The organism is Enterobacter mori LMG 25706 (assembly GCF_000211415.1).
GTDB classification, from domain to species: domain Bacteria; phylum Pseudomonadota; class Gammaproteobacteria; order Enterobacterales; family Enterobacteriaceae; genus Enterobacter; species Enterobacter mori.
Genome location: NZ_GL890775.1, coordinates 110,844 through 123,792, shown reverse-complemented (window position 1 = coordinate 123,792; position 12,949 = coordinate 110,844). Strand labels below are relative to the sequence as shown.

Annotated in this window: 10 protein-coding genes and 1 pseudogene; 5 read left to right on the top strand and 6 right to left on the bottom strand. The window is 54.3% G+C overall.

The window, feature by feature from the left end; genetic code table 11:
• Window positions 1-6 precede the first annotated feature (6 nt).
• Window positions 7-1,107 carry a D-alanine--D-alanine ligase gene (gene ddlA / locus ENTMO_RS0105640; RefSeq protein WP_010427989.1) on the top strand — a complete coding sequence of 367 codons (1,101 nt, stop codon included), beginning with the start codon at window positions 7-9 and terminating at the stop codon, window positions 1,105-1,107.
• Here ddlA and ENTMO_RS0105635 read toward each other — a convergent pair.
• Entirely contained in the window at window positions 1,104-1,340 is a 237-nt protein-coding gene (locus tag ENTMO_RS0105635) for a DUF2754 family protein (protein ID WP_010427988.1), read from the bottom strand. The genes ddlA and ENTMO_RS0105635 overlap by 4 nt on opposite strands.
• A gap of 248 nt (window positions 1,341-1,588) precedes the next feature.
• Between ENTMO_RS0105635 and ENTMO_RS0105630 the strand changes: the two genes are divergently transcribed.
• Window positions 1,589-1,891, top strand: a complete 303-nt coding sequence (locus tag ENTMO_RS0105630) for a DUF2755 family protein (RefSeq protein WP_010427987.1) — start codon at window positions 1,589-1,591, stop codon at window positions 1,889-1,891.
• On the opposite strand, the gene ENTMO_RS0105625 is transcribed toward ENTMO_RS0105630, so the two are convergent.
• The 3 genes from ENTMO_RS0105625 to ENTMO_RS0105615 form a co-directional block, all read right to left on the bottom strand.
• Complete coding sequence (locus tag ENTMO_RS0105625) at window positions 1,888-2,985, bottom strand: DUF1615 domain-containing protein (RefSeq protein WP_010427986.1); 1,098 nt, start codon at window positions 2,983-2,985, stop codon at window positions 1,888-1,890. The genes ENTMO_RS0105630 and ENTMO_RS0105625 overlap by 4 nt on opposite strands.
• Window positions 2,986-2,999: 14 nt before the next feature.
• On the bottom strand, window positions 3,000-4,220 hold the full coding sequence (gene sbmA, locus ENTMO_RS0105620) for a peptide antibiotic transporter SbmA (RefSeq protein WP_010427985.1): 1,221 nt from the start codon (window positions 4,218-4,220) through the stop codon (window positions 3,000-3,002).
• Window positions 4,221-4,334: 114 nt separating this feature from the next.
• The gene (locus ENTMO_RS0105615; RefSeq protein WP_010427984.1) at window positions 4,335-4,868 is read right to left on the bottom strand and encodes an isochorismatase family protein; all 534 of its coding nucleotides are present in this window, start codon (window positions 4,866-4,868) and stop codon (window positions 4,335-4,337) included.
• Window positions 4,869-5,072: 204 nt separating this feature from the next.
• Between ENTMO_RS0105615 and ampH the strand changes: the two are divergent.
• A pseudogene (gene ampH, locus ENTMO_RS23875) lies at window positions 5,073-6,234 on the top strand (D-alanyl-D-alanine-carboxypeptidase/endopeptidase AmpH).
• Between the two features lies 1 nt (window position 6,235).
• Here ampH and ENTMO_RS0105605 read toward each other — a convergent pair.
• Both ENTMO_RS0105605 and ENTMO_RS0105600 read right to left on the bottom strand, forming a co-directional pair.
• A complete protein-coding gene (locus ENTMO_RS0105605; RefSeq protein ID WP_029484991.1) occupies window positions 6,236-6,865 on the bottom strand; it encodes a helix-turn-helix domain-containing protein in 630 nt (209 codons plus the stop codon).
• Between the two features lie 92 nt (window positions 6,866-6,957).
• Entirely contained in the window at window positions 6,958-9,732 is a 2,775-nt protein-coding gene (locus tag ENTMO_RS0105600; protein WP_010427980.1) for an autotransporter outer membrane beta-barrel domain-containing protein, read from the bottom strand.
• 451 nt (window positions 9,733-10,183) lie between these two features.
• Between ENTMO_RS0105600 and hemB the strand changes: the two genes are divergently transcribed.
• Window positions 10,184-11,158 (top strand): porphobilinogen synthase, encoded by a 975-nt coding sequence (gene hemB / locus ENTMO_RS0105595; RefSeq protein ID WP_010427978.1) that lies wholly within the window; start codon window positions 10,184-10,186, stop codon window positions 11,156-11,158.
• 72 nt (window positions 11,159-11,230) lie between these two features.
• Window positions 11,231-12,931 carry a bifunctional ornithine lipid synthase OlsF gene (gene olsF / locus ENTMO_RS0105590; protein WP_010427976.1) on the top strand — a complete coding sequence of 567 codons (1,701 nt, stop codon included), beginning with the start codon at window positions 11,231-11,233 and terminating at the stop codon, window positions 12,929-12,931.
• Window positions 12,932-12,949: the final 18 nt, after the last annotated feature.

The window sequence follows — 12,949 nt, the reverse complement described above, 5'->3', positions numbered from 1 at the left end:
AGTGAGATGGCAAAGCAGCGCGTAGGTATTGTCTTTGGGGGAAAATCAGCAGAGCACGAGGTGTCATTGCAATCGGCCAAAAATATTGTCGATGCGATCGATAAAAGCCGTTTCGACGTGGTGCTGCTGGGTATTGATAAACAGGGTCAGTGGCATGTTAACGATGCCAGCCAGTACCTGATCAATGCTAACGATCCGGCGCACATCGCCCTTAATCCTTCAGAAACCAGCGTCGCGACCGTACCAGGCCTGGTTCAGGGGCAATTTATCAACGCCGGTAATGCGCAGGCGCTGGCTCAGATTGACGTTATTTTCCCTATCGTGCACGGCACGCTGGGCGAAGACGGCTCTTTGCAGGGGATGCTGCGCATGGCGAACCTGCCGTTTGTCGGCTCCGACGTGCTGGGCTCCGCCGCCTGTATGGACAAAGACGTCACCAAGCGTTTGCTGCGCGATGCCGGGCTGAATATTGCGCCGTTTGTCACGCTCACCCGCGCCAACCGCGAGAAATTCGATTTCGCGCAGATTTCCAGCCAGCTCGGCCTGCCGCTGTTCGTCAAACCGGCGAATCAGGGCTCCTCCGTTGGCGTCAGCAAAGTCACCACCGAAGCGCAATTTACCGACGCCGTGCGTCTGGCGTTTGAGTTTGACCACAAAGTGGTGGTTGAACAGGGTATCAAAGGCCGCGAAATTGAGTGCGCCGTGCTGGGGAATGATTTCCCACAAGCGAGCACCTGCGGTGAAGTGGTGTTGAACAGCGATTTCTACTCTTACGATACCAAATACATTGATGATAAAGGAGCGCAGGTTGTGGTACCTGCGGTTATCGATCCGGTCATCAACGATAAGATCCGCGCGATCGCCGTAGAAGCTTATCAGGCGCTGGGCTGCTGCGGTATGGCTCGCGTTGATGTGTTCCTGACGCCGGAAAACGACGTGGTTATTAACGAGATCAACACGCTGCCAGGCTTCACCAACATCAGCATGTATCCGAAACTGTGGCAGGCCAGCGGAATGAGCTATCCGGAACTCATCACTCGCCTGATCGAACTGGCGCTGGAGCGTCACGCCGCTGACAGCGCCCTTAAAAGCTCCGTAAACGGTTAATCGGTTTTCTTCACCGTTTCCGTCTCTTCCGCTGTCGTCTCTTCAGGGCGGCGGCGGATAATCAACCCTGCCAGCCAGAAACTGATGACCCAGGTGACCAGCCCCACGGCATAGGTTTGCCAGCCTTTTGCCTCAAACCCCAATAGCCCCACAACACCGTTAAGAATAAAGATCAGCCCAATAGCAAAGGCGTAGTAATGCCAGTCACGGCGTAGTTTGGACGTGAGCTTCATAACAACTCCGGCAGGATAAAAAGACATCCTCTCACAGTTTTATGGCCGGGTCTGTGGCGAATGCGGAAATTCTGAAACGCGACGCAATTTAACTTAAGTGATCAAATTGTGATGTGATGCAGAAATCATCAATCCAGGAGCATTCCTGAGGGTAAATTACCACGATTCTGATATTGACAAATGCGATGACCTGTCAAACTCACCCTATACGAAACGTATAAAACAGAGTGACATTTCGGGAGGTCTTTATGGCTGATTTTACATTGTCGAAACCGATTTTTGGCGGCAAACAACCAAAAACCTCCACGGCGGGTAATATCGCCTATGCCCTGTTTGTGCTGTTCTGCTTCTGGGCAGGCTCACAGCTTCTCAACATGCTGGTTCATGCGCCTGGCGTTTATGAACACCTGATGCAGGTTCAGGATAGCGGGCGCCCACGCGTTGAGATCGGTTTCGGGGTAAGCACCCTGTTTGGCCTGGTCCCCTTCCTCGTCGGGTGCATGGTTCTTGGCGTCATTGCCTTAGTGCTTCGCCTGCGCCGTCGTTTCTAAAGCCCCATACAGCGAGCCCGGCGGTCATCGACGCGTTTCGCAAACCATGCAGTAGTCAGGTTACGCGTGATCTTCGGGCTCTCGAGCTGAATACCGGGCAGGATAGCCCTCGGTAACGCTTTTCCACTTTTCTTCTCTGCCAGCGCAAAGACCTGCTGATACAAATCCGTTTTCTCAAACGCCAGACTGTCGCCCTTCTCCAGCTGACGGCGAATATCACTGTTGCTCATATCCAGCTTTGTCGCCAGTTTGCGCACTGCCCGTTCGGTCGTACCCGCTTCGCTGCTGCCGTAGGCAATCAGATCGCCATCCAGCGCCAGCTTCACCCCGGATGCCCGGCTCACGGCATTCTGGAACGCTGCGTTCCTGCTGGCATACCAGCCCGCGTTAAAGTCTGCAAAGCGGTACAGCGGCTCGCTGTAATTCGTCGGGTAGTTAAGAAGATGATAAGTGCCAAACCAGAGCCCGCCGCGCAGGGAGAAGACCTCCTGACGCACCGTTCCGTCAATTTTCCACGGATAACCATCGGTATGTTTTTCTGCAAACGCGATGCTGACCTGCATCGGACCGCCGGTGTGTACCGGGTTAAGCGAGCCAAACAGTTTTTGCCCCATCGGCACCATGTTGATGAAGTCATCAAAAATAGCGCTTAGCTGTTTCTCAGTTTTCACCGTATCCAGCCTATCGCTATAGCTTTTGCCGTTTGGCGAGGTGATTTTAAGCGCGGTATGGACCAGGAATACCGGGATATGCATCGATTCCGCGCGGCGGTCGATCTCTTTCCAGGCAATTTTGTTCAGACCCGGCACGACCGGGTCTGACTGGTACATTGATTCCTGCTGCGCCACCGCCAGCACCGAGCAGATATTCTCCTCGGTAGGGGCAATTTTCTGGCTTTCAAAGGTCTTTGCCAGCGCGTCCGCCCACGCATTGCGATCCTTCACGCTGGAGGGCATTTTTTGCCGGACAACGCTCTCCACGTCCACGGGCTTTTCCCCTTTTTTGAGTGGCGTGGCCCCTTTCTCGGCACACCCCGCCAGTACCAGGGCAGCAAGTAAGGACAGCGATAACGTACGCGGTACGGCAAAAGACATAGCAACTCCCTGTATTAGCTCAATGTGTTGGTGACTTCCTGCAGATCTTTATCGTCCAGCTCGCGCTCGAAACTGCGTAAACGTTTGTAGATGGACATCAGTTCCACCAGCGTGGTCCAGGAGCTGATCAGATACTGGAACGAACCGCGCACCTGACCAAAGACGTTGGTGATCTGCGTCATCAGGCCCAGCGTAATCGTACCCGCAACAATCGACGGGAACAGCAGGAACAAACCGAAAACGTTATCAACCTGCAGATACAGAATGCGTGCAATGTTGAAATACATATAGTGGAAATAGAGGCGGAAATAGTTGCGACGCACGGCGCCAAACAGCTCGCGAACGGTCGGTGGCGAGGCGCGGTTAGCATCATCTTCGCCGTAAACCAGCTCTTTACGGTAGGCCGCTTCAACACGCTGATTTTTAAATTCCAGACCCGGCAGCTTGATGCCGACCACCGCCAGCAGCCCCGTGCCCATCAACGACCAGACAATCGCGGCGATAACCAGACCATACGGCAGGTGACCAATAATCGGCAGCTCCGGCACGTGTGCGGAAAGCGTCACCAGCACCGGCAGGAAGGCGATCAGCGTCATAATGGCGTTGATAAAACTGACACCCATGTCTTCAAGCGTAGAGGCAAAACGCATGGTGTCTTCCTGCACACGCTGCGCGGCACCTTCGATATGACGCAGGTGCTGCCAGTGCGCCATATAGTGTTCGTTCATGGCGGTACGCCAGCGGAAGACATAGTGGCTAACGAAGGAATTGTTCATCACGCCAATGATGACCGCAATCAGGGCGATGCCGAGGAAGATACCCACCTCATGGTAGAACTGGTTAATCGTCACCTTATGCGGGGAACTCAGCGCCGTCTGGATCAGATCGTAGAAGGGGGCATACCAGGCGTTCACCGCCACGCCGACTTCGACCAGGAACCAGGTCACAAAGATGATCAGCGAGGTGCCCAGAATCGACCAGTATTGCCAGCGGTGTGGAGAGTAGATAAACCAGAAAACCGCAAACAGCCCTACGCAGACCGTGTAGTAGGCGTAAAACAGCAGGTAGCTGAGCGACCAGAAGCGCGCGGCGCTAATTGGCACCTCACCCGTTGCCCCCGTGATACGCGTCAGCCATGCGCCACCGCCCGCCTGCCAGAAAATGACAGCAATCAGTGCCCAAATAAATGCCGACAGGAAAAAAGGCCCCGGCTTTGGGAAAAAAGACTTAAACATTGTGCTTCCTTTTTGTTGTTCTGGCTGTTGCTGTGCTCAACACATCGCCACACGAAAATCTGACCTGAACCCGCCAGCGGCGCAGGCAAAAAGGTCAGACCCGTGGGTTTATTATTAGTTCGCTTTCCAGTTTTCGAGAATTGTTTCGGTGCGTTTCACCGAAGGTGGATTGGCAGGGGCGATGAAGTTACGCCAGACATCGTTGTAGTGCGCAATCAGAACCTGGGCTTCCGCCGCCGGGCGATTGGCCGTGGTGTGGGCATCTTCAGCAACCGTGATGTGGTAGCCCCGGCTGACGCCGTTTTTGAGGGTGGCATCGACACAGTAATCGGTGGCACAGCCGCAAATGACAAACTCGCGAATGCCCTGTTCACGCAGCAGCGTCTCAAGCGCGGTGTTATAGAAGGCATCACAGGCGGTTTTGGTGACGTACAACGCACCTGCTGGCTGATTTAGCTCAGGAAGCAACGCAAACCCTTCACTTCCCTCTTCCAGGCCCCCGGCTTCAGTATGCTGTATAAAAACCACCCTATCGGCTGCCTGCGTAAGCTGGTTGATCAGAGAGACACATTTCTCGCGCTGATGACGCGGCGTCTCGAATACCCCGTTCTGCATATCAACCACCATAACCACACGCTTATCAGACATACCGTTCTCCGCAAGATTGAGTCGCACTGGTGCCTATCATAAGCCCGATGTCACAAAATGGGATCCAGGCCGCAAGTAAATTGTTCATATTTACCCATGGTTACGTTTTTCTCGCTATCGTTATGCAATTCGGGCCTTTGCAGCTTACCGATTAGTAGTATAAATACCCCTAACTTTCCTTATTTACTTGATGGATGCTTTTCGTTGGAACGTTGTCTGCTCTCTTTCGCCGCGCTATGTGCGGTGAGCTTTTCCACCGCCCAGGCAGCGCAGCCGCTGACGGCCCCGGTTTTAGCCTCTGATATCGCCGATCGCTACGCGAACCTGATCTATTACGGTAGCGGCGGGACGGGAATGGCGCTGGTGGTCATTGACGGTAACCAGCGCGTGTTTCGCAGCTTTGGTGAAACGCGCCCGGGGAATAACATTCACCCGCAGCTGGATTCGGTGATCCGTATTGCCTCCATCACCAAGCTGATGACCAGCGAAATGCTGGTGAAGCTTCTCGACCAGGGCGTGGTTAAACGCGACGACCCGCTCAGCAAATACGCACCGCCAGGCGCTCGCGTCCCGACTTATCAGGGTGCCCCCATCAGACTGGTCAACCTGGCGACCCACACCAGTGCCCTGCCGCGAGAACAACCTGGCGGCGCGGCACATCGTCCCGTCTTTGTCTGGCCGACGCGCGAACAGCGCTGGAATTACCTGAGCACCGCGACGCTGAAAACCACGCCGGGTTCGCAGGCCGCCTATTCAAACCTCGCGTTTGATCTGCTGGCCGATGCGTTATCGACCGCTTCGGGTAAACCCTATCCTCAGCTGTTTGAAGAGCAGATTACCCGTCCGTTGGGGATGAAGGACACCACCTTTACCCCCTCCCCTGACCAGTGCCGTCGCCTGATGGTCGCTGAAAAAGGTGCCAGCCCGTGTAATAACACCCTGGCGGCGATCGGCAGCGGTGGTGTGTATTCAACGCCTGGCGACATGATGCGCTGGATGCAGCAGTTCCTCTCTTCGGATTTCTACTCTCGCACCCACCAGGCCGACCGCATGCAAACGCTGATTTATCAGCGTACCCAACTGACCCGCGTTATCGGTATGGACGTACCGGGTAAAGCCGACGCCCTCGGTTTGGGCTGGGTGTACATGGCGCCGAAAGACGGCCGCCCGGGCATTATTCAGAAAACCGGCGGCGGTGGCGGATTCATCACCTATATGGCGATGATCCCGCAGTCCAACCGTAGGGGCGTTTGTGGTCGTCACCCGCTCGCCAAACACGCGCTTCGTTAACATGAGCGATGGCATCAATAATCTGGTTGCTGAGCTGAGCGCGAATAAAGCGCAGGTGCTGACGGCGTCTAACTGACCTAATAGTCCGCGGGCAGACGGTTGATGCTAACCAGTTTGCCCCGGCTCATCGTAATATAATTACCCTGCCGCAGCGCTGCCAGTACTTCCGCGACCACAGAGCGTGAGATCCCTGTGCTACGCTGAATATGATTCATAACGCCAATTTTTGAGCGCAGCGTTTCATCCCACTCGGCCATATTAATGAGCATGGCCCGGATCTGGCTGTAAGAGTTATTCCCCACCAGTTGCATGTCACGTTTACCCAGATGATGGTTGATCCACGACAGCCAACAAAAGGCGTCTTGCCAGAGTGAGGCTTGCTGAAGCCGTTGGTACAGTGAAGAGGCCGGTAAATAAAAACCTGAGCAATGTGAATGCGCCATCATCACATATTCCTGATGGCTATTATTTACCCACGCGCTTAAACCATAGATATAGGGTGCCTTTGCAATTCCCACGAGAAGTTCATCTGACTTTCTGTGGATGGCAACGACGCCGGTTTGTATTACAAATGTGTATGGAACATCATCCTCATTATTAGCGGTTGAAATTAATTTCTGTGGCGCGGTCTTAAAAGGGGTGCTGGCGACTTCCAGGCACTGTACGATCCGGCTTAATTCAGAAAGTGGCTTCGCATTAACATTCATGCAGACCTCAAGTCATCTGTATCTGTCGGTTCTCGATTATTTTTAATTGTTATATAAAAAAGCGGGGGAAATATTCCCCCGCTTTTTATATTTTACCAGGTATATTTCACACCCAGATTTGCACCCCAGTTCTGGTCAACGTCGCCGCCACCGAGATAAGTTGCATCAGTATATGCGCTGAAGTTCTTCGTGAAGCTGAACTGCGTGCCCAGACCCACACGAACCGCAGAACCTTCAACACCGTTGTCGATGCTGTCGTCGTTCACATCAGCATTGTTGTCGGCATCGTCATACACGTAAGCCAGCTTGAAGTAAGGCGTCAACGCCTGCTCTCCGCCGTAATTGAAGGTATAACCCACATCTACGCCAAGCTCATAACGCAGGCTGTCGTATGACTGCCCATCAATTCGCATGTCGTTGCTCAGCCGGTAATCATCCCCGGACTGGAACAGGCCGGATACCGCCGCGTAAGGCGTGATGTAGCCAGACAGGTTTGGTTTCCAGTCGTAGCCCAGTTTCATCCCAAAGCCGACCGCATCGGTCGTGGTGTCACCGTCAACGTACTGACCGTTGCTCATGGTGGCCGAGAGCTCGTTGTTAAAGCGGGTGTAGCTCAGGGAGCTGTCGAGGAACACATCGTTCGCAAATTTCGCAGATGCGTAGACCATCGCAGTCTGACTGTCCTGATCAACCTGACCGGTACGATCGCTGATATCGCCCTTCGCGAAGCCTGCAGCACCACCGACGATCCATTTCGCATTGTTACCGTCAATCTGGGTATCCAGACCAACCATAATGCCGCTCACGTCCTGATCGTAGCTAACGTTGCCATTATCAGCGTCGAAGTTACCACCGAAGTAGCTCACCCACGCTCCGCCGTTATCCGCCAGGCCGTGGCGGCTGTTGGTCAGACGCGTGCCGACGGGATCCTGCTGCAGGTTCCAGATGTTGCTGTTAGCAGACGGGATGCTCAGCGCCATGTTGGCATAGTCGGTCAGCTCTTTCTGCTGCAGAACAACGGTGTCACCTTTCTGCTGCGCCTGATAGGTGTAGGCACCTAAATCGGCTTTGTTCGCGGCAGTAAAGCTGGCTGTGGTATCCGCGTTATTGTCATAGATGCGGACGATCTCTTTATTTTTGTAATCGGCAACGGAACCGGCACCGGTCGCATCATCGATGCGCACTTTGTAGTTACGTGCAACGTCACCGTTCACTGACAGATGGCCATCAGAATTAATCGCCACAACGCCGTAGTCGTAATCGGCATTGTACTTATCGTTGGTGATATAGCGCGCGTTGTTCAGATCGCTGTTCAGCACGTAATCGCGGCTGGCCACGTTCAGCACGCCGCCGTCGGTCAGCACCATGTTGTGCGTATCAACCTGACCCATACCCAGCGCCAGCTCGGCACCGTTGTCTACGGTAATGGTGTTGGCATACAGCTCAGCGGTCTCTTCAGTCAGCGCTGCGCGGCTGTAGCTGTCCAGGTACAGGCTGTCGGTCGCGACGGCGCCGCTGTCGCCGATATTCAGCGTTGAAGCATTGGTCAGCGTGATGGTGTCCGCCAGCAGGCCAGAGTTTTCAACATTGACCTGCGACTGATTATTCACCGTCAGCGCGTCAATGTTGGAGACTTTACGGGTATCCCACTCGGAACCGTTATCCAGCGCCACGTTGAACAGACCGCTCTGATAAACCTCTTCACCCGCAACGTGACCGTTGGTGTCGAAGGTAGAATCAGGCCAGATGCTGTTTGGCGAGAGCGTACGCCAGTCGACATCGCTATAGCCCTGACCGTACATTTGCGCGGTGCCGATGGCTTCGACGCTGGACTGCGCTGCACCCACCCACTTACTGCCGTTAGTCAGAGTGACATCCAGTGTATCGGTGCCATCCCAGCCGTTGGTGGTTGGGTTATACACACCGTCATCGGTGGTATCGGTTGCCGGGTCGCCATTCTCGTAGAAGTTGTTATCGAAGGTACTGGAGAACAGGATGTCACCTGTAACGGTGGAGTGATCGAACGTCGCTGTCGTCTGCATCGCGTTGTCAGACGCGCTGGCAGCCACGATCAGCGCTGCGTCATCCGCCGCCATCGCGTTGGTTTCACCGTAGTCGCTCGGCTTGGCCGTTTGACCATAGAAACCGCTGGTGCCCAGATCGCTGTATGCGCCGGAGGTCAGCACGGAGTCTTTCACCACCAGGGTATCGGTAAAGATGTTGCTACTATTGGCAACGCCTTCCACACCGTCATACGGGGTATTATCCAGTTCCTGATAACCCTGCGTCAGCGTGATACCGGCTACGTGGGAGTTATTCTGAATAACGATATCAGACTCTACATCCAGCGTAATGGCGTTACCCAGACCGTAGGTGTCCAGATAATGGGTTTCGGTGGTGTCACCATTCACAACGTCATAAGCATAATGCTCGTAGGTGTCATTGATGGTGCTGTTATCTACCGTCAGGCTGAAACGGTCATATTGCGTATGTGCAGTACCATCCGTCTCCGTGCCATCGGCACACGTCGTGGTCATACACTCAGACGTGATCATGCCGTTGATGGTGCTGTTGGAAATACTTAACGCATTCGCCCGGCCATTAACGCCATCATCCAGATAGTATGTTGAAATAACACCGTTTACCGTGGACTTGTTAATCACCGGATAAATATCACCATCATGGGTGGCATCCGAGTAATCCCAGTCTGCATAACCATAATACCAGGGGGTAGAGGCGGTATTATCATATCCAAACGTATTATACGTCGTGCCGGAAATATCCTTCGCATTAGCCTGAGAAGCGATAGCCAGGGTGCAGGCTAATGCAAGTTGAGATACAACCAGTTTCTTTTTCCATGTTTGCATTGGGTCATCCCTCCTCAGGGACGTAAGCAAGTTTGTCCGTCAAATCATTTTGCAATGTTTAATTGCGGAGGGGATTATGCAGTTTCATTTCTAAAAGGTTCAATGAATGATTCAATTAAGTCCGTATCCAGACAACTCACGTCTAAAAAACGAAACAATAAGAATCACCCTGAATAAATATTATAAAATCAGCAAATTACAATTCTATTTTATTGACCCAGCCAATATAATAAAAAACAATAGATGATTTATAATTATACCTTCCATTCAATTCAAAACTTCCGCCAATATTTCACGCCACCTAAAAAGCCATCATTCTTTCTATAATATCGACATTTTATGCGGCTTGTTTTGGCGCATTTCGCAACATCAAAATGCCCAATTTCGTAAAACACCCCTCTTCACTTTCATGTACACTGGTCTTCTTTGTTCCACAAACATCAGGCATACCATGACCGATTTAATTGCACGTCCCCGCCGCCTGCGCAAGTCACCTGCACTGCGCGCTATGTTTGAAGAGACAACCCTGACCTTAAACGATCTGGTGTTGCCGATTTTTGTCGAAGAAGAGATCGATGACTACAAAGCCATCGAGGCGATGCCGGGCGTGATGCGCATTCCGGAAAAACATCTGGCGCGTGAGATTGAACGCATCGCCAACGCGGGGATCCGCTCGGTGATGACCTTCGGCATCTCTCACCATACCGACGCCACCGGCAGCGATGCATGGAAAGAAGATGGCCTCGTCGCCCGCATGTCCCGCATCTGCAAAGAGACCGTGCCGGAAATGGTGGTAATGTCCGACACCTGCTTCTGCGAATACACGTCTCACGGCCACTGTGGCGTGCTGTGCGATCACGGCGTGGACAACGATGCCACCTTGCTGAACCTCGGCAAGCAGGCGGTCGTCGCTGCCGCTGCAGGTGCGGACTTCATCGCCCCATCTGCGGCAATGGACGGACAGGTTCAGGCGATTCGTCAGGCGCTGGACGCGGCGGGCTTTACCGATACCGCCATCATGTCCTACTCCACTAAATTTGCCTCCTCCTTCTACGGTCCGTTCCGTGAAGCGGCGGGTACGGCGCTGAAGGGCGATCGTAAAACCTATCAGATGAACCCGCTGAACCGCCGCGAGGCGATTCGTGAATCCCTGCTGGATGAAGCCCAGGGCGCAGACTGCCTGATGGTGAAACCAGCGGGCGCGTACCTCGACATCCTGCGCGACATCCGCGAGCGCACCGAGCTGCCGCTGGGCGCTTACCAGGTCAGTGGCGAGTACGCGATGATCAAATTCGCCGCGCGGGCAGGGGCGATTGACGAAGAGAAAGTGGTCCTCGAAAGCCTGGGCGCGATCAAACGCGCTGGTGCGGACCTGATCTTCAGCTACTTCGCGCTGGATCTGGCTGAGAAGAAAATCCTCCGCTAATCTTCACCAAACTGCAATACAACCGACATCTGCTCCTTCTACTGTCTTCGCAAGACGGCAGGAGGAGTAACCATGTTTAGCCTCGATAGCGTTCTCGACGATCTTTGGCCTCAGGCGAGGCCTGCCCCCTGGCAAAAAAGTCTGTTAAAAAGACTGTTTTACGAAGACGAATTTCAGCAATTTGCCGCAGCCCACCGCCACCTGAAAGGGCTGGATATGGTGGAGCAAGTTCTGGAACACCTTGATATTCTCTGCACCGTTTCCGCCCGCGATCTCGAACAAATCCCCGAACATGGCCCGCTGGTCATTATTGCCAACCACCCGACGGGTACGCTGGACGGGCTGGCGCTGATGTACGCCGTCTCCCGCGTGCGACGCGACGTTAAAGTCGTGACCAACCGGATGCTGACTCACCTTGAGCCCCTCAGTTCGCTGTTTATTCCGGTGGACAATATGGGCGGCAGGACGGCGAAAACATCCCTGGTTCAGATGGAACAGCATCTGCAAAACGCGGGCGTGCTGATCTTCTTCCCGGCGGGAGAAGTTTCCCGTCCGACGCGAAAAGGCGTCCGCGATAAAAAATGGCACTCAGGCTTTATCAAACTCGCCAGCAAGCTGCGTGCGCCGCTGCTGCCGGTGCATATTCAGGCGCATAACAGCCTGCTCTTTTATGCCAGCACGCTGGTGTCGCCGACGCTGTCCTTGCTGCTGCTGATGCAGCAGATGTTCCGCCGACGCCATGGCCAGCTGCCGATTAAAATCGGCCAGCAGATTGCGTGGCATCACTGGCATAGCGCCACCCTTTCGTCGCGTGAGATGGCCGAGCAGTGTCGTCAGCACGTGATGCGTCTTGGCAAGGGAGTGCCTGGCGTCTTTAAAACCCAGTGCGCCATTGCCCGTCCTGAAGACCGGGCTACGCTGAGGCGTGAACTGGCGCAGGCCGAGTGCCTGGGGAAAACCAGCGACGGCAAAACCATCTATCTGTGGCAGCGCAACGGGCAAGAAGAGGCTCCTCTGCTGCGCGAACTAGGCCGCCTGCGCGAGATTGCCTTTCGCGCCGTGGAGGAAGGGAGCGGCAAACGCCGGGACACGGACAGCTATGATGACGATTATCTACACCTGATCCTCTGGGATGAAGAGGATCTGGAGATCGTCGGCGCATATCGCTTTATGCCGACCGCAAAGCAGGTTGAACGTCGCGGTCTGGAAGGGTTGTACAGCTATAGCCTGTTCCACTACGACGACAAAATGCAGGACGTGCTGGAACACGGTATTGAACTGGGGCGCAGCTTCATTCAGCCGCGCTACTGGGGACGCCGCGGCCTGGATTATTTATGGTCCGGGATTGGGGCTTATCTGGCGCGTTACCCGCACTACCGCTACCTGTTTGGCCCGGTCTCCATCTCCGGCGGCTTACCGCCTGCCGCGCGGGATCTGCTGGTGGCATTTTACCGCCTGTGGTTCCCGGCGACGCATCCGCTAGCCGCCTCACGTCAGCCGTATCCCGCCTCGCTGCCGGACGTGCTTGCGCAGTTTGGCGGCGTGGATTACGTGGACGATCTGACGAAGCTGAAATCCCTGCTCGGCAATCTGGGCTGTGGCATTCCGCCGCTCTACAAACAATATTCCGAACTCTGTGAACCCGGCGGCGTACAGTTTATTGATTTCGGCAGCGACCCGGCGTTCAACAACTGCGTCGACGGGCTGGTGCTGGTGGATTTGTGTTACCTGAAGGCGAACCGCTATCAGCGGTATATTGAGGCGCACCTTTAAATGTGCGGTTTTTGTAGT

Coding starts and splice junctions, on each gene's coding strand:
- ENTMO_RS0105605 (WP_029484991.1), bottom strand. CDS start 6,865: ATGAATGTTAATGCGAAGCCACTTTCTGAATTAAGCCGGATCGTACAG.
- ENTMO_RS0105635 (WP_010427988.1), bottom strand. CDS start 1,340: ATGAAGCTCACGTCCAAACTACGCCGTGACTGGCATTACTACGCCTTT.
- sbmA (WP_010427985.1), bottom strand. CDS start 4,220: ATGTTTAAGTCTTTTTTCCCAAAGCCGGGGCCTTTTTTCCTGTCGGCA.
- ddlA (WP_010427989.1), top strand. CDS start 7: ATGGCAAAGCAGCGCGTAGGTATTGTCTTTGGGGGAAAATCAGCAGAG.
- hemB (WP_010427978.1), top strand. CDS start 10,184: ATGACCGATTTAATTGCACGTCCCCGCCGCCTGCGCAAGTCACCTGCA.
- ENTMO_RS0105615 (WP_010427984.1), bottom strand. CDS start 4,868: ATGTCTGATAAGCGTGTGGTTATGGTGGTTGATATGCAGAACGGGGTA.
- ENTMO_RS0105600 (WP_010427980.1), bottom strand. CDS start 9,732: ATGCAAACATGGAAAAAGAAACTGGTTGTATCTCAACTTGCATTAGCC.
- ENTMO_RS0105630 (WP_010427987.1), top strand. CDS start 1,589: ATGGCTGATTTTACATTGTCGAAACCGATTTTTGGCGGCAAACAACCA.
- olsF (WP_010427976.1), top strand. CDS start 11,231: ATGTTTAGCCTCGATAGCGTTCTCGACGATCTTTGGCCTCAGGCGAGG.
- ENTMO_RS0105625 (WP_010427986.1), bottom strand. CDS start 2,985: ATGTCTTTTGCCGTACCGCGTACGTTATCGCTGTCCTTACTTGCTGCC.